The following is a 19338-nucleotide window of genomic DNA, read 5'->3' on the forward strand; positions in this document are numbered from 1 at the left end:
GACAGCCCCCCACGCCCTCCCCACCGAGGGCCGTGGCTCCGCCGACCGTGCTTCCCGAGCCGACCCGACCGCACCCCTCGAAGGCGGCCGGTACGCCGAGCCAGAAGCCGAAACAGCCGGAGCGGGCGGCGCCGGCCCCGCAACAGGTCAAGCACCGGACGTACCAGGCCCCGCCGCGCAGAGCGAAACGCGGCGGGACCCCGTTGATGACCCTGGCCCTAGTGCTCATCGCTCCGGCGGTACTGGCCGCGGCGGCCCTGCGCACGCGTTCCTCGTCCGGGGGCGGCGGGCGCGGCCGTTAGGCGCCCACCCGGGTCCGCCCCCCTCACCACCGCCACAGGTTGACACGCAGCGACCGGACCAGGTCCCCGCTGCAAGCCCCACCGACCCTGCCGCTCTACGGAGGCTCCATGTCGCAATGGCTGGTCCTGGCCCTGGTGATGGCCTCGGCCTGCGTGGTGGTCCTGGCCATCACCCTGCTCAAGCACCGGCGTATCGCTGACGACGACGATCCCACCGAGACCCCCGACGTCATCGAGTACATGACCATGATGATCGGCGTTGTCTACGCGATCGTGCTCGGACTCGCCATCGCCGGTGGCTGGGAGGCGCGCAGTGCCGCGCATGACAACGTACGCGCCGAGGCCCAGGCCCTGCACGAGGTCAACGAACGTGCTCAGGCCTACCCGGCGGCCGTACGGGACCGCATCAAGAAGGACATCGACGCCTACGTGCGGTACGTGGTCGACGAGGAGTGGCAGGTCATGGCCGATCACGGCGAACTGTCCGACCGGGGAACCGAACTGTTCTCGCGGGTACGCAAGGACGTCGCCGGCTACGAACCGCGGACCGACCAGGAGGACCGGGCCTACCAGCCGATGGTCGACCAGGTCGCCGTTGCCGATGACGCCCGGGGTTCCCGGGGCGACAGCGCGGGTGGGGCGATGCCGGGCGTGGTCTGGTTCGGTCTCATCGCGGGTGCGCTGGTGACGATCGGCATGATCTTCACCCTGCAGATCCGCGCCTCGCCACCGGAATTGCTGCTCGCCGGCCTGTTCAGCGCCCTGATCGCCTTCCTGCTCTTCTTGATCTGGGAATTCGACTCGCCCTTCAGCCGCGACGCCGGCACGGCGGTCGGCCCCTTCCTCGACCTCTTCCCCGCCGTCGACTCAGCCGCACCCTGACCGCCGTCGACGGCGACGCCGTCCCGGACATCCCGTCGTCCGAAAGTCCGGAAGAGCGACGCATCCGGAAAGCAGCACCTCCACAGAGAGGAACGAGAGGCAGACCATGTCACAGCCCTTCAAACTTCCGGACTTCTACGAGCCGTACCCGGCACGGCTCAGCCCCCACCTGGAGACGGTGCGGCAGGACTCCAAGACCTGGGCCCGCAGAATGGGGATGATCGAGGGATCGGAGGTCTGGGACAGCCGTGACTTCGACTCCCACGACTACGCCCTGCTGTGCTCGTACACCCATCCCGATGCCCCGGCCGCCGAGCTGTCCTTGGTCACCGAGTGGTACGTGTGGGTGTTCTTCTTCGACGACGACTTCCTGCGGCGCTTCAAGCGCAGCCAGGACCTTTCCGGAGCCCGCGCCTACCTCGACCGGTTGCCGGCCTTCATGCCGATGGAGCCCGGGGGTGCGCCCGCGGAGCCGGCGAGCGCGGTCGAACGCGGCCTGGCCGACCTGTGGGCCCGCACCGTGCCGGCCATGTCCCAGGACTGGGGCCGCCGTTTCGCGACGAGCACGAAAGCCCTGCTCGAGGAATCCCTGTGGGAGCTGCGCAACATCTCCGACGGCCGTGTCGCCAATCCGCTGGAGTACATCGAGATGCGGCGCAAGGTGGGCGGTGCCCCCTGGTCCGCGGGTCTCGTCGAGTACGCCGCTGGCGCCGAGGTGCCGGAGCCGATCGCGGCCTGCCGTCCCATGCTCGTGCTCCGGGACGCCTTCTCCGACGCGGTGCACCTGCGGAACGACCTGTTCTCCTACCAGCGGGAGATCGAGGACGAGGGTGAACTCTCCAACGGCGTACTGGTCTTCGAGAGGTTCCTGGGCTGCGACACCCAGCAGGCCGCCGACGCCGTCAACGAGCTGCTCACCTCTCGGCTGCAGCAGTTCGAGCACACCGCGCTGACCGAGCTGGCACCGCTGTTCGCCGAGCACGGCCTGCCCCCGCAGTCCTGCGCCGACGTCCTGGCCTACGTCAAGGGACTCCAGGACTGGCAGGCGGGCGGCCACGAATGGCACATGCGCTCCAGCCGCTATATGAACGGTGCGGCCGGGGGCTCAACGACCGCAGGCTCAACGGCCGCAGGCTCACCGGTCACGGCGAGCGCGTCAGCCGTCCCGGGCGGTCTGGCGGGCGGCCTGGCGGATGTCCTGCACGGGCCGACCGGTCTGGGCACCTCCGCGGCCCGCATCACGGCCTCGGTTGCGGCAACGATGCCGAAGCGGCTGCGCAGCCACACCCATGTGCCGTTCCAGCGGGTTGGGCCGGTCCCCGTCCCCGAGCTGTACATGCCGTTCACCACAGAGCTGAGCCCTCATCTGGACGACTCACGCGAGCACGTCGTCGACTGGGCCCACACGATGGGGATGCTGGAGCCGCTGCCCGGCGTGCCCGGTCCCGGCATCTGGGACGAACACAAGCTGCGGGCCTTCGACTTCGCCCTGTGCTCGGCGGGCATCCATCCGGACGCCTCCCCCGAAGAGCTGGACCTGACGACGGGCTGGCTCGCCTGGGGAACGTACGCCGACGACTACTACCCCGCCGTGTTCGGGCCCAGGTCCGACATCACCGGCGCCAGGCTGTGCAACGAGCGGCTGTCCGCGTTCATGCCGGTGGACTCCACGGCGGTCCCCACCCCGGCGAACGCGCTGGAACGCGGGCTCGCGGACCTGTGGTCCCGTACGGCCGGCCCGATGACGACCGCCGCACGCCGCGCGTTCCGCGGCACCATCGAGGACATGACCGGCAGCTGGGTGTGGGAACTGTGCAACGCGGCGGAGAACCGCATCCCCGACCCGGTCGACTACATCGAGATGCGGCGCAAGACCTTCGGGGCGGACCTCACCATGAGCCTGTGCCGCCTGTCCCACGGGCGCACGGTACCGCCGGAGGCGTACCGGAGCCGTCCCGTCCAGGCGATGCAGAACTCGGCGGCGGACTACGCGGCCCTGATCAACGACCTGTACTCGTACCAGAAGGAGATCGAGTTCGAGGGTGAGATCCACAACGCCGTCCTCGTCGTCCAGGACTTCTTCTGCTGCGGCCGCACCGAAGCGCTCGGCATCGTCGCCGACCTGATGACCTCACGGATGCGGGAGTTCGAACGCGTGGTGTCCACCGAGCTGCCGGAGATGTTCGACCAGCTGAATCTCGACTCCGACACACGGGCCACGCTCACCGGGTACGCACAGGAGCTCAAGCACTGGCTCGCCGGAATCCTCATCTGGCACCAGCAGTGCCACCGGTACGAGGAGGCCGAGCTGCGCCGCCCGGTGGGTGGCTGGACCAGCCCGCCCACCGGTCCCACAGGTCTCGGCACATCGGCGGCTCGTATCCCGGCCTTGTCATGTGGGGGCAATTTCATGCCCGAAAAGAGCCCGTCAAATCGGAAGTAGCCCTCTGGGGAATGCTCGGTGGTGCCCGTTCGGTGGCATTTCATTCCCACTCGTTTGAGTTATGGCAAAGCGCCAGTTTCAAATGTCACGCTTTTCCAGCACGTCGAAAAGCTGTCGAAAAACTGATTCTCCATCACAAACGCTTGGGGGAAATACATGTCGGTCGAGGCGGGCAGCGAGAACCGCACGGAGCAGGACGGGAGCCAGCAGAGCCTGGCGACGTCGGCCGCGCGGAACCTGGCCACCACCACCAAGTCCGTCCCGCAGATGCAGGAGATCACCTCCAGGTGGCTGCTGCGGATGCTGCCCTGGGTCCAGGTGGAAGGTGGAACCTACCGGGTGAACCGCCGCCTGAACTATGCGGTCGGGGACGGGCGCGTGACCTTCGTGAAGACGGGGGACCAGGTGGAGGTGATCCCGGCCGAGTTGGGGGAGCTTCCGACGCTGCGGGACTACGGCGACCTCGAGGTGCTCGGCGAACTGGCGCGGCGCTGCCGGCAGCAGGAGTACGAGCCCGGGGAGGTCCTCGCGTCCTTCGGCAGCCAGGCGGACACGGTCTTCCTGCTGGCGCACGGCAAGGTCGAGAAAGTGGGCTCCGGGCCCTACGGAGATGACGCGGTACTCGGACTCCTGGCCGACGGGGCCTACTTCGGCGACCAATGCCTCACCGCCTCCGACGGCATCTGGGAATTCACGGCACGTGCCCTGACCCATTGCACCGTTCTCGCACTCACCCGGCAGGATGTCCTGACACTGGCGGACCGTTCCGCATCGCTTCACGCCCACCTGGAGCAGGTGCGGTCCGTTCCCGAGCAGCGCACCAACAAATACGGGGAGGCCGCGATCGACCTGTCGGCCGGCCACGTCGGAGAGGCCCTGCTGCCGCACACATTCGTGGACTACGAGTCGGCCCCGCGCGAGTACGAACTGAGCGTCGCGCAGACGGTGCTGCGGATCCACACCAGGGTCGCCGACCTCTACAACCAGCCGATGAACCAGACGGAGCAGCAGTTGCGGCTCACCGTGGAGGCGCTCAAGGAACGCCAGGAGCACGAACTCATCAACAACCGCGAGTTCGGCCTGCTCCACAACTGCGAGTACGACCAGCGGCTACAGCCACACGCCGGTGTGCCCAGCCCCGACGACATGGACGAACTGCTCAGCAGGCGCCGCGGATCCAAGCTGTTCCTCGCCCACCCCAGGGCGATCGCCGCGTTCGGGCGGGAATGCAGCAAGCGGGGTCTCTACCCGGACACGGTGGACATGCACGGCCACCAGGTGCCCGCCTGGCGCGGTGTGCCGATCTTCCCCTGCAACAAGATCCCGGTCTCCGACGCCCGTACGACATCGATCATCTGCATGCGTACGGGCGAGTCGGAAGCGGGCGTCATCGGACTCAGGGCTAGCGGCATCCCGGACGAGATCGAGCCGAGCCTGTCCGTTCGCTTCATGGGCATCAGCGAGCAGGCGATCATCTCGTACCTGGTCACGGCCTACTATTCGGCGGCAGTCCTGGTGCCGGACGCCCTGGGCGTCCTGGAGAACGTCGAAATCGGCCACTGGCGCTGACACAAGTACGAGTGCCAAGACCTGAAGCTGGACCGGACAGTCCTTGGACGATCGCGGATCGTCCAAGGACTGTCCGGCACCCCCAGCGGGTCCCTCGACGCCGGCTACGGCCACTCGCGGCCATTCACCCGCGGGGACGCGTTGGGCGATCGCCTCCCAGGGAGCGAGTTCTGGAGGTGGGGGCTGCCTCCACCTTGGTGGTCCTGCCGAGGGGACCCACCTCTGTGTCCGGGCGGGCTTGGACGGCTGCCTCGCACTGGCCGCGCAGTACTTCAGTCCGGCGCCGATGACGGGACCGTACATCCGTACTCCGCCCGGGAACTCGTCCACCCCGGGTATCTCCGCCGGTTGGCGGCGGTGGCCGGTGCGGCCCGTCGAAACGGGAGACTGGGGCATTGCCCCATCGTGCCTAGGTCAGGCCTAGAGGCGCGGCACGTGGTCCACCCACGCCATGTCGGCCGTATCGACGAGCGACTGGCCGGCCACGGTTGCGGGTGTCACACCGGTGAACGCCACGACGTCCCGGTGCAGGTGCGACTGGTCGGCGTAGCCGCAGTCGGCCGCGACCCTGGCCGCCTCCTGGCCCCCGGCCAGGCGGGTGGCGGCCCAGTCGTAGCGGACGAGCTTCACGGCGCGCTTGGGCGGCAGGCCGAGCTGCGCGTGGAAGCGGGACCACAGGCGCTTGCGGCTCCAGCCCAGCTCGTCGGCCAGCCCCTCGACCCGCACCTGGCCGTGCCCGGCGACGATACGGTCCCAGGCCCAGGCCAGCTCCGGCTCGATGGCGGGCCCCGTGGCGGTCAGCCGGGCGAGGAACGCTTCGACGAGTGCGAAACGTTCCTCCCACGAGGCGGCCTGGGCCAGCTGCTCGCGCAGCCGGGCTGTCCGCCGCTCTCCCCACAGGTCGTCCAGGGCCACCACGGAGCTCTCCAGCTCAGCAGGGCCCACGCCCAGCACGGCGCGCGCGATGGCGGGGGACAGGCGTACCTGCATCCACTCGACGTTCGCGGCCCGCACCCGCGCCGCACCGCCGGCGCCGAACCCGAGCCCGGTGACAAGGCTGCCGCGGTGCTGCCGCCCCGTCGGCTCGTCGATGCCGAGCGCCGCCTCGCCGCATGCCAGCGCCAGCGTCAGCACGGGGTGCGGGTCGAGCCGGTGGTCGACCGGAGCCGGGCCGCGGTCGCGCAGCCCCGCCAGGACGACGCCGGGTACGCGGCCGGGCCGGGCCGGGCGCGTGACCTGCCATACGGGGGCAATGACGCGCTGGCGCACGGCAGTTGACATGCGTCCATGCTACGGCGCCCGCCCGGACGGAACATTTCTTCAATCCAGCGGGCCGCAGCCGCGGCGAAGGTGAGCGCATGACTTCCACCGGAACCACCGCGCCGCCACCACCGGGCGTGGACCGTCTGTTGCGCCCGTACGCGGGCGGCTTCGCCGTCGTCGTCGTCCTGCAGGTCATCGGCGCTGTCGCCGGCCTGGCGCCGCTGCTCGCGGTCGTCGAGCTCGGCCGTACGCTGCTGGCGCCGGGGCCGGCCGACGACGGGCACGTGCGCAACGTCGTGCTCGCGGGCGCGGCAGGGCTGCTCGTACGGCTGCTGTTCACGGCCGCCTCGTCCGGCGTCGGACACCTCCTCGACACCCGGGTGCAGCTGTCGCTGCGCAGGCAACTCGCCGCGCGGCTCGGGCGGGTGCCGATCGGCCGGCTGGCGCGGCGGCGGACCGGGGAGCTGGCGAAGCTGGTGGGCGAGGACGTCAGCGCCGTGCACCCGCTCATCGCGCACACGCCGGGCGAGCTGGTCTCCGCCTTCGTGGTGCCACTGGTCTCGCTCGGCTACCTCCTCACCGTGGACTGGCGGCTGACGCTGATCACGCTGATCCCCGTGCTGCTGGCGGTCGCGCTGGTGCCGCTGATGATGACCCCCGCGCGGCTGCGCGAGCAGAAGGAGTTCGACGCGGCGATGGGGCGGATCTCGGCGTCGGTGGTCGAGTTCGTGCAGGGCATCGCGGTGGTGAAGGCGTTCGGCGGGTCGGAGCGGGCGCACGGCACGTTCCGTACCGCGGTGGGCGACTTCACCCGGAGCTTCTACCGGATGGTGCGCGGTCTCTCCAGGATCGCCGCCGGGATGCAGGTGGCGCTGTCGCCGCCGTTCGTGCTGCTGGCGGTGCTGGTCGGCGGCGCGTACCGGATCACCGGAGGCGGGCTCGCCCCGGCGGACCTGCTGCCTTTCATACTTCTCGGCCTCGGGCTGACCGCGCCCGTGGCCGCGCTCGGGCACGGCTTCGACGACCTGCAGGCCGCGCGGCGCGCCGTAGGCCGCATCCGGGACGTACTCGCCGAGCCCTCGCTGCCCGAGCCCGTACGGCCGGTGGCGCCCGAGGGACACCGGGTGGAGCTGCGGGACGTCCGCTTCGGGTACGAGGGGGCCGGGGCCGGGCGCGAGGTGCTGCGCGGGATCGACCTGGTGCTGGAGCCGGGGACGATCACGGCCGTGGTCGGGCCGTCCGGCAGCGGCAAGTCCACGCTGGTGCAGCTGCTGCCGCGGTTCTACGACCCGACGCACGGCTCCGTGCTCCTCGGCGGCGTCGACCTGCGTGAGGTGGGCAACCAGGAGCTGTACCGGCGGGTGTCCTTCGTCTTCCAGGACGTCCGGCTGCTGCGCGCCTCGGTCGCGGACAACATCGCCCTCGCCGTCCCGCACGCCGACCGCGACGCCGTTGTCCGCGCCGCCCGCCGGGCGAGCATCCACGACCGCGTTCTCGAACTGCCCCGCGGCTACGACTCGGTGATCGGCGAGGACGCCCGCCTCTCCGGCGGCGAGGCGCAGCGCATCTCGATCGCCCGCGCCCTGCTCGCCGACGCCCCCGTCCTGGTCCTCGATGAGGCCACCGCCTTCGCCGACCCGCAGACCGAGCAGGCGGTGCGCGAGGCGCTGGCGCAGACCCGGGAGAAGCGGACGACGCTGGTCATCGCCCACCGCTTGGAGACGATCGCCGACGCCGACACCGTCGTGATGCTGCGCGACGGCGAGATCGTGGAGCGGGGCACGACCGCGGAACTCCTCGCGCGGAACGGCGCGTTCGCCGAATTCTGGAAGATCCACGCCGGTGCCATGGAAGCCCGTGCCGCGGAAGCCGATGCCATGGAAGGGGAAGAGGCCCGATGATCAGCACACTGCTGCGTGTGCTCGGCCACGAGTACGCCGGGCCGGTGCGCCGCACCGTCGCCCTGATGACGGCGACCGCCCTCGCCGAGGGACTGTCGTACGCCCTGCTGGTGCCCGTGCTGCGCGCCCTCTTCGGCAGCACACCCGAGGACGCCCGGCCCTGGCTGGCCGCCTTCGGCGCGGCGGTCGCGGTCTACGCGGTGCTGCGGTACGTCAGCGACCGCTCCGGTTTCCGCGTGGGCACGACGATGCTGCACGGCATGTACGAGCGCCTCGGCGAACACCTCGCCCGGTTGCCCATCGGCTGGTATCAACCCGGCCGCACCGGCGAGGTGTCCGTCCTCGCGAGCCAGGGCGTGTTGCAGGCGATGAGCGTGATCGCGCACCTGCTGGCGCCCTTCATCTCCGCCTGTGTGACGCCGCTGACGATCGTCGCCGTGATGCTCGCCTTCAACTGGCAGCTGGGGCTTGCCGGCCTGGCCGCCGTGCCGTTGGTAGCCGCGGTCCAGCTGCGTACGGCCCGCGCGACGACGGCGACCGACGCGGAGCGTGTGGAACGCGAGCGCGCGGCCACCGGCCGCGTCATCGAGTACCTCCAGGCCCAGCCGGTGCTGCGCGCCGGCGGCCGCACCGGCGAGCGATTCGGTTTGCTGGACGACTCCCTGAAGGAACTGCGCCGCGCCTCGCGTCGCTCCACCCTTTCGGCGCTGCCAGGTGTGCTGGGTCTCGCGGTCACCGTGCAGGCGGTGTTCACCGCGCTGCTCGCACTCGGCGCGTACCTCGCCCTCGGCGGGGACATCGGCGCGGCCGAGGTGCTCGCAGTCCTGGTGCTCGCCGCCCGCTGCGCCGACCCGCTGCTGTCCCTCGCCGAGATGAGCGGCGGCATCCGCGCCGCCCGCGCCGAACTCACCCGCCTCGACGACGTCCTGAACACCAAGCCGCTGCCGGAGCCTCGCGCGCCGCGCGAACCGGCCGGTCACGACATCGCGTTCGACGCGGTCACCTTCCGGCACGGCGACCGCGCGGTCGCCGACGGGGTCACGCTGTCCGTACCCGAGGGCCGGCGGCTCGCCGTCGTCGGGCCGTCGGGCGCGGGCAAGACGACGCTGCTGCACCTGCTCGCCCGCTTCTACGACGTCGACGCGGGCGCGGTGCGGATCGGCGGCGTGGACGTACGGGAGATGGACACCGCGGCGCTGATGGCGCGGATCGCCATCGTCTTCCAGGACGTCTACCTCTTCGACGCCACGATCGAGGAGAACGTGCGCCTCGGCCGCCCGGACGCCACCGACACCGAGGTACGGGCCGCGGCCGCCGCGGCCCGTCTCGACGAGGTGATCGAGCGGCTGCCCGGCGGCTGGTCGACGGACGTGGGCGAGGGCGGGGCGCTGCTGTCGGGCGGCGAGCGGCAGCGCGTCTCCATCGCCCGCGCGCTGCTGAAGAACGCGCCGATCGTGCTGCTCGACGAGGTCACTTCGGCCCTGGACCCGGTGAACGAGGCGGCCGTGCACGCCGGCATCGAGGAGCTGATGGCGGGCCGGACCGTGGTGCTGGTGGCACACCGCATGGGGACCGTGCACCGGGCCGACCGCGTCGCCTTCCTGGACGCCGGGCGGGTGGTCGAACAGGGCAGCCACGAGGAGTTGCTGCGCCGCGCCGGACGGTACGCCGCGTACTGGGACCTGTCCCTGGCCGGGGCGGTGCGGGACTGAGACGGCCGTGCGGGTTGTCGCCCCGGCCGTGCGGGGCCTCGGTGGGAAGGCGGAGAAGACGACGCAACGGCCGACGAGGAAGCCCTCGGGATCCTTCAGCGGAGATCGGGCCACGGAGATCACCGGGCAGCGGCCCTGCCGTCCATCAGGACGGCAGGTGCCCCTGACCTGCTGTTGGAGGTGCGGGCTTACGCCTCCCGCGTTGTCCGATCAAGTGGCGCAGCAGGAGCGTAGCCCAGGTGGCGCAGAGCGCCTCCAGCCCCTCCCGAGCATGGTGATCATTCACAGGTAGCCGACGATGCCCGCCGGCATGGAGGCCAGCACGGCTCCCACGGTCCATCGGCCCCACAGGGTCACCGGGCCAGGCAGTGATCGCTGTCGTGCGCGGCGTATCGCCGTGACTCGGGGCCGAGGGCACGGATTGCCCGGGGGAGCCGACGAGTGGTCGTAGTGAGGTGCGGGTGGCGGCTCGTCAGACCTTCGACTCGTACGGAGTGACGGACCGCACTGCCCAGTTCCTCGGAGACGTTCTCGCTCCTGGGCGGCGAAGCCGTCCGGGGCATCCCCGATGACTGTGGAGGTTCCTGTCGAGTTGCTGTCTTCGACGTGTGAACTCTCAACAAAAGCAGGCCTCTTGTGCAAAGCTGGCGATCATTTTCCCGCCTGTCGGGGCGCCGACGGGGAGTGCTCGTTGGCGCCTCGACTTCTTCAGGTCAGCGCGCGCACGTTCCCGACGTCGTACTCGGCCACCGAGGCGGTGAGCATCGCAGCGCTCTGCTCGTCGCCGGGGCCGCTACCTCGGAACGCCTCGACTGCCGCCTGCGACTCCCAGCGCTCGAAGATGTTGATGCGACCGGCATCCACCAGACCAGCGGCGATGGTGAAGTCGAGGCAGCCGGGGCTGCGGCGGGCCTGTTCAACAACGCTCACGCAGTTCGCGAGATATGGTCCGCGCTGGTCCGGGGCGACGACGATGTGTCCCGCGACGATGACCATGTGCTGCTCCTCTGCTGGGTTCGGCCGGCTGTCGCGGAGTATGACCGTCGAACAGTGCCGAACTCATCTGTGGGAGCGGCGATGGATGGATGCGTCATTCTCCTTCCCGCTTCTTTCTCGGGCCGACGCACAGCAGGACGAGGAAGACGATGGCGCCGATCAGGCCGAGGTCACTCCAGAGCGCCGAAGGCTGAAGCGTGCTGGCCGGCATGTTCGCCATCTGCACGATCACGAGGCAAACGACAAGACCGATTGCGGACTTTCGACGTGTCATCATGCGGGCGAGCATCCCAGGCGCCGCCGGGACCCCTCCCGAAGCGAGGGGCATCCGCGGTCGACTTCTGGGGAACGCAGGGGTGCCTGATTCGTCCTCGTATTTGAGGAGCGTCGCCCCGTTCTGATCCGGCCATTTTTCTGAACCGCTGACGCGCTCCCGAATCGGGATTTGTCGTCGACGACCGCCGTCCGCAAGCAGATCAGTCCTTCGCTTCGCGGACGCCCTTTCCCAGCTCGGCGAACGCCTTGAAGTCCTGCATGTGCTGTTGCGACTGCTTGCGGAAGGCACCGGGCATCAGGACCCCTACCACCCGCATCAGCACGCCGCTGAACCGGTACTCGCTCTCGCTCACCCAGAGCGTCTTCTCCGGACCGGCTTCGGTCAGCCGGTCGCGCACGGCGCTCCACATGCCCTCGCCGACGATCTCGCGGTCGAAGTGAACGACGTTCCCTATCGGGATCTCGCGCAGGTCTGCAGGATCCCGGTGCGTGATGGTCTCGGTGCACTCGATCTTCTGCCGCCCCATCTGCATCACGACCCGCGACTTGGTACCGACCTGCCCGTGCACCCCACTCAGCGGCTCGTGCAGCACCAGGCCCCGCAGCCACTTCGGCAGGTGTGCCCGGTCGGCGAGCAGCTGGAAGGGCGGTGCGGGCGAAGGACTCGGTGCCGGCGAGCCTGACGCCGTCAGGACCGGGGCCTCGTCCATGGTGAAGCCGTGCGGCCCGGTGCCGTAGGCGACATGGAGGATTTCCTCCATCGGGTCCTGGTCGGCTTCGGGGTGGTGGTCGGGGTCCCAGCCGAGGGTGAAGGCGCCGATGCCGGTGATGGCGTAGACGGCTTGGCCGGTGTCGAAGTCGGCGAATTCGGTCGCCTCGAGGGCCGGTCCGCTGCCGAGGGTGAAGGTGAGCACAGAGGTGCCTTTCTCCTGGTTCAGGTATGGGTGAGGTAGGGGGCCGGCCAGCGACGTCGTGGGCGCGGCCCCCTGCGGTGCTGTGGTGTGGAAGGGCGGCGCTATCCGCCGTGTTCAGCGCGCCAGCCGCTGACGTAAGACGCCGTCGTCGTCGACGGACGGGGAATCCGGTTTGGGAACAAGTGACCGAATGCGGCCTTGCCCGCACCACTGGTCTCGGTCACCGTCGTGAGGCACCACCATCCACGTCAGCCACCCGATGACCTCCCACCATCGGAGACCCTCCATGCTGCGGGTTCACTTCACCAACGAAGACGTTGCGCGTGTCCGCGTCGCCGCCACCCCCGACCCCCTCTGGGAGATCACCAACAGCTTCCAGGTCCTGATCAGCGAGGACAGCGGCCCGGTGTTCGGGCAGTGGCGGCGGCTCGTCAGGCCCCGCCTCGGCCCGGCGGACGGTCTGCTCGGCGCGCTGCTGCCGCCCCACGGCTACTCTCCCGACTTCCTCACCCCGAACCTGGCCGGCGCGACCGACCTGGACTTCGCGGTCGACACTGTGCTCCGCACCCCGCGCTCCGCTCTCAGCGCCGACCTCGCCCTGCTCGCCGCGTCTCCCAGGCGCTCCCGCTCGCCGCTGCCCACCGAGGTTCGCGCCTTGGCCGACGGCGCGCCCGAGGACCTGCGCCGCCTGGGTACCGCCCTGCACGACTACCACCGGCGCATGCTCGCCCCCGTCTGGCGGCACGTCCGGGCCCAGGTCGACGCCGACCACTCGATGCGCGCCCGCGTGGTACTGGCGGGCGGCACCGAGGGGCTGCTGGCCGACTTCAGCCCGGTCCTGCGCTGGAATCCGCCGGTGTTGGAGGCGGATTACCCTGTCGACCGTGAACTCCGCCTGGGAGGAAGGGGCTTGGTGTTACAACCCTCCTTCTTCTGCCGTCGAAGACCCGTCATGCTCGCGCACCCCGCCGCCGACCGCACCCCAGTCCTTGTCTACCCCATCCAGCACACTCCCGGCTGGGCCCACCCCGGCACCCCCGCCCACGGCGCGGAACTCGGCGCGCTGCTCGGCCGGACCCGCGCCGCGATCCTTGCGGACGTCGTCACCGGCCGCACGACCGGCGAACTCGCTCAGCGCTTCGGCATCTCCGGCGCGGCAGCCAGCCAGCACACCGCCGTACTCCGCCGGGCGGGACTGCTGCTGAGCGTCCGCCGCAGCAAGTACGTCCTGCACACCATTACCCCCGTCGGCCTGGCCCTTCTCAACGGCGCCCCGGCTTCCGTTTAAGGCAGAGCTTCAACCTGTGGCGCCGGGGACGTTTCCGGCAACAGCGTGGGGAGGTCAACGCAGCGTTCTGGCAGGGGGTTTGACGGCATGTGCAACAAACAACGTTCCCTTCTCGGCGTCTTCGGCGCCCTGTTGCTGGCACTGGTGGCAGTGTTCGCGGCCGGTCCCGCACAGGCGGCGGTTCCGCCGGACCGTGACCTGAACCAGGTCCTGACGCTGCCGGCGGCGCCCGCGTCGACGCTGTCGGCAGCCGCGGTGTCCCCGACGATCACGCCGGCCGTCCGCACGGAGCACGGCCGGCCCGGCGACGACTACACGTGCCCCAGCGGAAACCTCTGCCTCGTCGTCTGGGATCCGACGACGGTGGACTACAAGGTGTTCTTCCTCTACACCTGCCAGTTGTACGCGCTGCACTACTGGCAGGGCTGGGGCAACTTCTACGACGCTCAGACGGGCGGTGTCACCTCGTACTTCTACGACCAGAACATGGGGGAGCTCAGACGCTTCACCCCGGAGGGGTCCCACAACATCGACCAGAACTGGGACCCGGTCTGGTACGTCCGTAACTGCTGACCCCGCTCACCGCGTACCGGCGGCTCGCACGTTCCACCGCTGCTCCACCTTCGCGACCGCCAGTACGCCAGCACGGTGTCAGGCCAGTCAGACGGTGGTGTCCGGATCCAGCCGCCCGTCGTCCGCGGTCGGGGTGCTGCGCCACAGCACCGCGCCCGGGATCAGCGCTTCGGACGTACGGTCATGGAGAAACCGGCGTTCAGGAGTTCCGCCGCGAACGCTGCGACATCCTCCGCCGAGTCCTGGCCGGTCCGGAACGTCCGCGCAGACCCAGGGGATCTCCGTCAGTCCGACGATGTCAGGCAGTTCGGCCGCGTCGACGACCTCGTAGCCGCCATCGATACCGACCTTGTGCTCCTTCAGCCGCCCCGGCAGGTACTCCCGTGCCCCGTCCCCGGCGAGCCCGAGCACGGTCGGCAGCAGCCAGTAGGGATTCCCGGAGATAACGGCTCCGGCTCTCCGAGCACGCGGTACGGGAAGCGCTTTGCCGCCATGCCCGACACCTCAAGATCCTCACGATCACCCGGTGTCCTGTCTCAGCGGGCTGGGGCGGTGGGGGGGGATACGCACGTTCAGCGGTCATTTATTCGATCTTCGTACGGCCTGTCCAAGCTGACACACAGCACGGGGGAAATGATGATCAGGACACTATTCCGGACCGATGACCTACCGTCGGCGGAGCGGTTCGAGGCGTGGCGTGTGATGTCCGACCAAGGGTCGGTGCCCATGGAGATCCGCTGCGACCACGAGGACGACTTCCGCGCAGCCGCAGGCAGCGTGCTCCTCGACGCTGTCGACGTCTCTCATACGTCCATTCCGTCCATACGGGCCTACCGAACACCAAGGCACATCCGGCGATCGGATCCGGAGCTGTACCACCTGCGGTTGAACTTGACCGGAGAGACGGACCTGTCCCAGGCGAACCGGGAGTCCACGATCGGCTTTCGGCAGTTCGCGCTCCTCAACACCTCGCGGCCCTACGAGGGAGCCAATACCCGTGGCAGGGTCGACGCGGTCGTCGTCCGCTTCCCGCGGGCGGTTCTGCCGCTCCCGGAGACCAGGGTCGACGAGTTGGTGGCCCGGTGCCTCTCCGGGCGTGCGGGAGTCGGGGCCATGCTCGCCGACCTCCTCACCCGCTTCATCAAAGAGACAGATACCTATCGGCCGGCCGATGCCTCCCGTCTGAGCATGGTCCTGCTCGACCTGGTCACCGCGCTGCTCGCCCACGAACTCGAAGCCGACAGCCCCGTGCCGCCCGAGAGCCGCCCGCGCGCCCTGCTTCTGCGCGTTCAGGCGTTCATCCAGCAGCACCTGGCTGACCCGGAACTCAGCCCGGCCATGATCGCAGCGGCCCATCACATCTCGCTCAGATACCTGTACCGCCTCTTCGAGCAGCAGGGGCACACCGTGGCCGCGTGGATTCGCTCCCAACGCCTGGAGCGGTGCCGCGCCGACCTCGCCGACCCCACGCAGTGCGCCACCGCCATCCAGACCATCGCCAATCGCTGGGGATTCACCCACCCGGCCGACTTCAGCCGCGCCTTCCGTACCGCATACGGCGTGCCACCCCGGGACCACCGCCGAGCGGCGCTCAGTTCGTCGGTGTGCAAGCAGGGTTAAGTACCTGTGCACGCCGTGCCGAGGACTTACACGCGGCGGGACGGAACCATGAATGACCACAGGAATTCGCCACAGGCAGTTGCTGGGAGACGGCGTATTCCGGAATTTTCACCAGGCACACCCTTTGAGGGGGAAAACCATGAACCTTCGCAAGACCCTGGCCACGGCGGCGTTGGGCTCCGCCCTGGTCGTCGGTCCACTCATGGCACCAGCGGCACAGGCCGCGGAAAAGCCCGAAACCGCTTCCGCGACCGTTGCGCAGAAGGCACCAGCCCCGCTCACCGCTCAAGGGCAGTGGGAATACCACAGTTGGTATTGGACTTACGCCAACTGCCATGAGGCCGGCAAGGACTTGGTGAACGACCCACGCTGGACGGACTACACGTGCACCGACCACTCCAGTGGCGTGACGGTGCTGCTCTGGATGTGGAAGCCGTAGACCAGTTCAGTTCGCCAAGACCCGAACGCAAAGGGCCGTAAGTGCCGCGTGAGCAGGGGCGGCTCGAAATGTGCCTCGTCAGCCGCCGCTGACATATCAGGGTCTGTCCCCCTGGCGGGGGACAGACCCTGACCGTGCGAGCCCCACGCGGTCGAGTGCGGCATCAACCGCCTGGAGATGCGCGTCCGCTCGAAATTCTCAGGACATCAGGATGCGCACCAGGAACCAGAGCGAGAAGCATGTCCAGGCGACCGTGAAGATCGCGCGTACAGGACGAATGTGGGCGCGGCACCAGTCGCGGATGCCGGTGTTGCCGTCCTCGGTGTCGACCAGGGTGTCCCTTGCCTCACGGCGTGTCGGACATCGGAGCCTCAGCTTCGTGTCGCTTCTTCGGCGGTCTGTCTTGATCGGAGCAGACCGCCGGGCTTGTGACCTGGGCTGTCGCGCACCTTCCGAGTCAGCAGCCCGCAGGTCTCCCACCTGTGCACGAGCGCGGTGTCGGGTCAGAAGTGCGGGCACGCCTCGACGCCGCCGGCGAGGGCCTGCCGACCTGGTCGCGGGCTGCCGGAGCGGAACTCGCGTGGACAAGTCTCCGGGTGTGTGACGCGCTCGATCGTGCCGTGCGGTCGATGAGCTTTCCCGAGCTCCGCTCCGGATGGGTGGATCAGCGCAGTCCGGCGAAAAGATCGTTCTCGGGTACGGCCGCGCCGGTGGCGTCCTGGACGCGTACGAAGGTCTCCATGCCCATCAACTCGCCGAACCTCTCCTTGCCCATCTTGAGGAAGAAGATGTTCTCGCCCTGACTGGCGTGCGCGGCCAGCGCGTCGAACTTCTGACCGCTGAACGCGATGGTGTCCACCCACGTGGTGATCTCATCGTCGGGGAGGCCGATCTCGGCCAGCGCGGCGGCCTCGGCAGGATCCGGCTCCGGCATGTCCGGATGAAACTCGCGCATGATCTCCCCGAACCGCTGCATCCCCGAGCGGGGCATCGTGGTCCAGTACACCTTCGGCGTCAGCGCGGTCATCTCCAGCGCCGCCATCGTGATGCGGTGGGCCTGGATGTGATCGGGATGGCCGTAGAAGCCGTTCTCGTCGTAGGTGACGACCACATCAGGTCGGTAGTGCCGCATGAGTTCCGCGAGTCGGGCCGCGCCTTCCTCCACGGGGGTCTGCCAGAAGGATCCGGGGACGTCGTTGCTCGGCCAGCCCATCATCCCGGAGTCGGCATAGTCCAGCATCTCCAGATCGCTGACCTTCAGGACGTCACAGCTCGCCTCAAGTTCTTGACGGCGCATCAAGGAGACGGCCGCCGGATCGTGTCCGGGGTCGCCCGGCTTGACGCCCCCCGGTCCGTCACCGCAACCGCCGTCGGTACACGTCACGAGAACCGTGCGGATGCCCTCCGCCGCGTACCGCGCGAGGACCCCTCCGGTTCCGGTGGCCTCGTCGTCGGGGTGGGCGTGTACTGCCATGAGCGTCAAGGGCCGGTCAGTCATCAAGCAGTCCTCCTGCAGAAATACGTCTTGGTCCGAGTGCGCAGCGGGCTACCGCACCCCGGGGCCCGGATCCTGGTGGGGCGGACGACCTTGTGGTCTCCGAGTCTCCCGCCCGTGCGGCGCCGGTCCCTCGATCGCTGCAACCGTGCCGACCGGACCGGCTGTTCCCGCCGCGGCCGCTTGTTCCAGGCGTCGGCGTTCAACCCGAACGAGGTACAGGCCGCCGATCGTCGGCTATGTTCCGCCCGCTTACCGGTCAGCGTCTGCGGCTGGAGTCGTTCACCGCGCTGGTCGCCGGTTGTGTGGTGGGCGCTGGGGACGGGGTGGACGGTCCTGACGGAGGTGGCGGTGTCGCTTGCACGATCGAGCTGAAGAACGAGCTGAGCGCCGCCCTCGACTACGCCAAGAACACCGAGAAGCTCATCAGCGAGAACTGGGCCCAGTACCTCGTGCTGCCGAAGTACACCCCGCCCAAGCCGCTCGTGTGGACCGACGAGCGCGTCGCCCGTTGGCAGGAGACGGGGGAGAGGGCGGGCCCGGTCATGGTCTGGACAGCCGAGCAGACCGGTGCCTTCCTCGACGGTGTCGCCGAGCACCGGCTCTACCCGATGTTCCACCTCATGGTCTTCCGCGGCACCCGCCGCGGCGAGTCCTGCGGCCTGCCCTGGCGCGAGACCGACATGGCCGCGGGCACCGTCCACATCAGGGAGTGCTCGTCGCGGCCTCCTACGACGTCTGGGAGGACACCCCGAAAAGCAGCAGCGGCGCGCGCACCGTACGACTCGACAGCCAGACCCACGAACTCCTCAAGTTCTGGCGGCGGCGCCAGCAGGTCGAGCGCGCGGAGTGGGAGGAGAAGCACCACAAGGAGCCGGAGAAGTACGACCCATATGTCGACTCCGGCCGCGTCTTCACCTGGAAGGACGGACGCCCGTACCACCCGGAGTACCTCTCCCAGATCTTCAACCGGCTCGTCCAGAAACTCGGCCTACCGCCCATCCGCCTGCACGATCTGCGGCACTGCGCCGCCACGCTGTCCCTCGCCGCCGGCATCCACATGAAGACCATCCAGGTCATGCTCGGGCACTCCTCGTACAGGCTCACCGCCGATACGTACACCAGCGTCCTTCCGCAGCTCGAATAGGAGGCCGCAGACGCGCCCGTGGCGATCGTCCCGCGCAAGGCGCAGCAGAAGCCCGGCCAGGGCGGGGACGAGGCGCCGCGACGTCCTCAGGTCGTCTCGGCCGCCGAGCCCCCAGCCACGGACGAGGAGTCCGCCGCGTAGCCAGATGGCAGGCAGCAGCGAGCAGCACACATTCAGCACACGCGCTGCCGCTGGCCTCGGTCCCACATTGGTCCCACTAGCCATGAAACAGCCCCCTCGAAGATCACTTCGAGGGGGCTGTTCGATTCATATTGCCTGGTCAGACCCTGTGCCCCCGGCAGGATTCGAACCTGCGACACCCGCTTTAGGAGAGCGGTGCTCTATCCCCTGAGCTACGAAGGCCGGGGCTTGTAGGAGACCTTGTTGAAAATCCAGGCTGTGGATCTTCGGCGAGGAGTACAAGCCCGCTGGTCAAGCGTGGTGCGACGCCCTCCGTGCCGTTGCCAGAGCGGACAACGCGACGTACCAACGATTGACCAGGGACAGCGTAGCGGATG

General features: G+C 69.2%; 17 protein-coding genes, 1 tRNA gene and 1 pseudogene. 12 read left to right on the forward strand and 7 right to left on the reverse strand.

All coding sequences use genetic code 11. The annotated features are described in order from the left end of the window. The 4 genes and pseudogenes from G6048_RS48555 to G6048_RS02935 all read left to right on the forward strand — a co-directional run. Positions 1–302, forward strand: a pseudogene (locus tag G6048_RS48555) (hypothetical protein); the annotation flags it as partial. 108 nt (positions 303–410) lie between these two features. Next, positions 411–1184: a bestrophin-like domain gene (locus tag G6048_RS02925; protein WP_165337819.1), complete on the forward strand. Its 774-nt coding sequence runs from the start codon at positions 411–413 to the stop codon at positions 1182–1184. Between the two features lie 106 nt (positions 1185–1290). After that, positions 1291–3627 (forward strand): family 2 encapsulin nanocompartment cargo protein terpene cyclase, encoded by a 2337-nt coding sequence (locus tag G6048_RS02930; protein WP_165337820.1) that lies wholly within the window; start codon positions 1291–1293, stop codon positions 3625–3627. A 156-nt stretch (positions 3628–3783) separates the two neighbouring features. Continuing rightward, positions 3784–5196 carry a family 2B encapsulin nanocompartment shell protein gene (locus G6048_RS02935; RefSeq protein ID WP_165337821.1) on the forward strand — a complete coding sequence of 471 codons (1413 nt, stop codon included), beginning with the start codon at positions 3784–3786 and terminating at the stop codon, positions 5194–5196. 420 nt (positions 5197–5616) lie between these two features. On the opposite strand, the gene G6048_RS02940 is transcribed toward G6048_RS02935, so the two are convergent. Beyond that, positions 5617–6477, reverse strand: a complete 861-nt coding sequence (locus tag G6048_RS02940) for a helix-turn-helix domain-containing protein (RefSeq protein WP_165337822.1) — start codon at positions 6475–6477, stop codon at positions 5617–5619. Positions 6478–6554: 77 nt separating this feature from the next. On the opposite strand from G6048_RS02940, the gene G6048_RS02945 reads away from it, so the two are divergent. Then, complete coding sequence (locus tag G6048_RS02945) at positions 6555–8360, forward strand: ABC transporter ATP-binding protein (RefSeq protein WP_165337823.1); 1806 nt, start codon at positions 6555–6557, stop codon at positions 8358–8360. Beyond that, on the forward strand, positions 8357–10072 hold the full coding sequence (locus G6048_RS02950) for an ABC transporter ATP-binding protein (protein ID WP_165337824.1): 1716 nt from the start codon (positions 8357–8359) through the stop codon (positions 10070–10072). Before G6048_RS02945 ends, G6048_RS02950 begins: the two co-directional genes overlap by 4 nt. Before the next feature lie 708 nt (positions 10073–10780). Here G6048_RS02950 and G6048_RS02955 read toward each other — a convergent pair. The 3 genes from G6048_RS02955 to G6048_RS02965 all read right to left on the reverse strand — a co-directional run bounded on the left by G6048_RS02955 (position 10781) and on the right by G6048_RS02965 (position 12258). Continuing rightward, complete coding sequence (locus tag G6048_RS02955; protein ID WP_165337825.1) at positions 10781–11068, reverse strand: putative quinol monooxygenase; 288 nt, start codon at positions 11066–11068, stop codon at positions 10781–10783. A gap of 94 nt (positions 11069–11162) precedes the next feature. Next, complete coding sequence (locus G6048_RS02960) at positions 11163–11300, reverse strand: hypothetical protein (RefSeq protein WP_165337826.1); 138 nt, start codon at positions 11298–11300, stop codon at positions 11163–11165. Positions 11301–11544: 244 nt separating this feature from the next. Next, positions 11545–12258 (reverse strand): SRPBCC family protein, encoded by a 714-nt coding sequence (locus G6048_RS02965; protein WP_206341097.1) that lies wholly within the window; start codon positions 12256–12258, stop codon positions 11545–11547. Between the two features lie 286 nt (positions 12259–12544). Between G6048_RS02965 and G6048_RS02970 the strand changes: the two genes are divergently transcribed. Beyond that, a complete protein-coding gene (locus tag G6048_RS02970; RefSeq protein ID WP_165337827.1) occupies positions 12545–13546 on the forward strand; it encodes an ArsR/SmtB family transcription factor in 1002 nt (333 codons plus the stop codon). 87 nt (positions 13547–13633) lie between these two features. Further along, positions 13634–14119, forward strand: a complete 486-nt coding sequence (locus tag G6048_RS02975) for a hypothetical protein (protein WP_165337828.1) — start codon at positions 13634–13636, stop codon at positions 14117–14119. Between the two features lie 87 nt (positions 14120–14206). Here G6048_RS02975 and G6048_RS02980 read toward each other — a convergent pair whose 3' ends face one another. Beyond that, on the reverse strand, positions 14207–14530 hold the full coding sequence (locus G6048_RS02980; protein WP_165337829.1) for a hypothetical protein: 324 nt from the start codon (positions 14528–14530) through the stop codon (positions 14207–14209). 291 nt (positions 14531–14821) lie between these two features. On the opposite strand from G6048_RS02980, the gene G6048_RS02985 reads away from it, so the two are divergent. After that, a complete protein-coding gene (locus G6048_RS02985; protein WP_235989436.1) occupies positions 14822–15739 on the forward strand; it encodes an AraC-like ligand-binding domain-containing protein in 918 nt (305 codons plus the stop codon). Between the two features lie 139 nt (positions 15740–15878). After that, positions 15879–16178 carry a hypothetical protein gene (locus tag G6048_RS02990; protein ID WP_165337830.1) on the forward strand — a complete coding sequence of 100 codons (300 nt, stop codon included), beginning with the start codon at positions 15879–15881 and terminating at the stop codon, positions 16176–16178. A 664-nt stretch (positions 16179–16842) separates the two neighbouring features. Here the strand turns inward: G6048_RS02990 and G6048_RS02995 are convergent. Further along, positions 16843–17676 carry a PIG-L family deacetylase gene (locus G6048_RS02995; protein WP_165337831.1) on the reverse strand — a complete coding sequence of 278 codons (834 nt, stop codon included), beginning with the start codon at positions 17674–17676 and terminating at the stop codon, positions 16843–16845. A gap of 709 nt (positions 17677–18385) precedes the next feature. Here G6048_RS02995 and G6048_RS03000 point away from each other — a divergent pair. Together G6048_RS03000 and G6048_RS50825 are read left to right on the forward strand one after the other, a co-directional pair. Then, the gene (locus G6048_RS03000; protein WP_165337832.1) at positions 18386–18820 is read left to right on the forward strand and encodes a tyrosine-type recombinase/integrase; all 435 of its coding nucleotides are present in this window, start codon (positions 18386–18388) and stop codon (positions 18818–18820) included. A gap of 18 nt (positions 18821–18838) precedes the next feature. Continuing rightward, positions 18839–18961, forward strand: coding sequence for a hypothetical protein (locus tag G6048_RS50825; protein ID WP_268978546.1), 123 nt, complete (start codon positions 18839–18841; stop codon positions 18959–18961). A 149-nt stretch (positions 18962–19110) separates the two neighbouring features. Here G6048_RS50825 and G6048_RS03005 read toward each other — a convergent pair. Beyond that, positions 19111–19183, reverse strand: a tRNA-Arg gene (locus tag G6048_RS03005). Between the last annotated feature and the right edge of the window lie 155 nt (positions 19184–19338).

Source organism: Streptomyces ureilyticus (genome assembly GCF_011045025.1).
Taxonomy (GTDB): Bacteria; Actinomycetota; Actinomycetes; order Streptomycetales; family Streptomycetaceae; genus Streptomyces; species Streptomyces ureilyticus.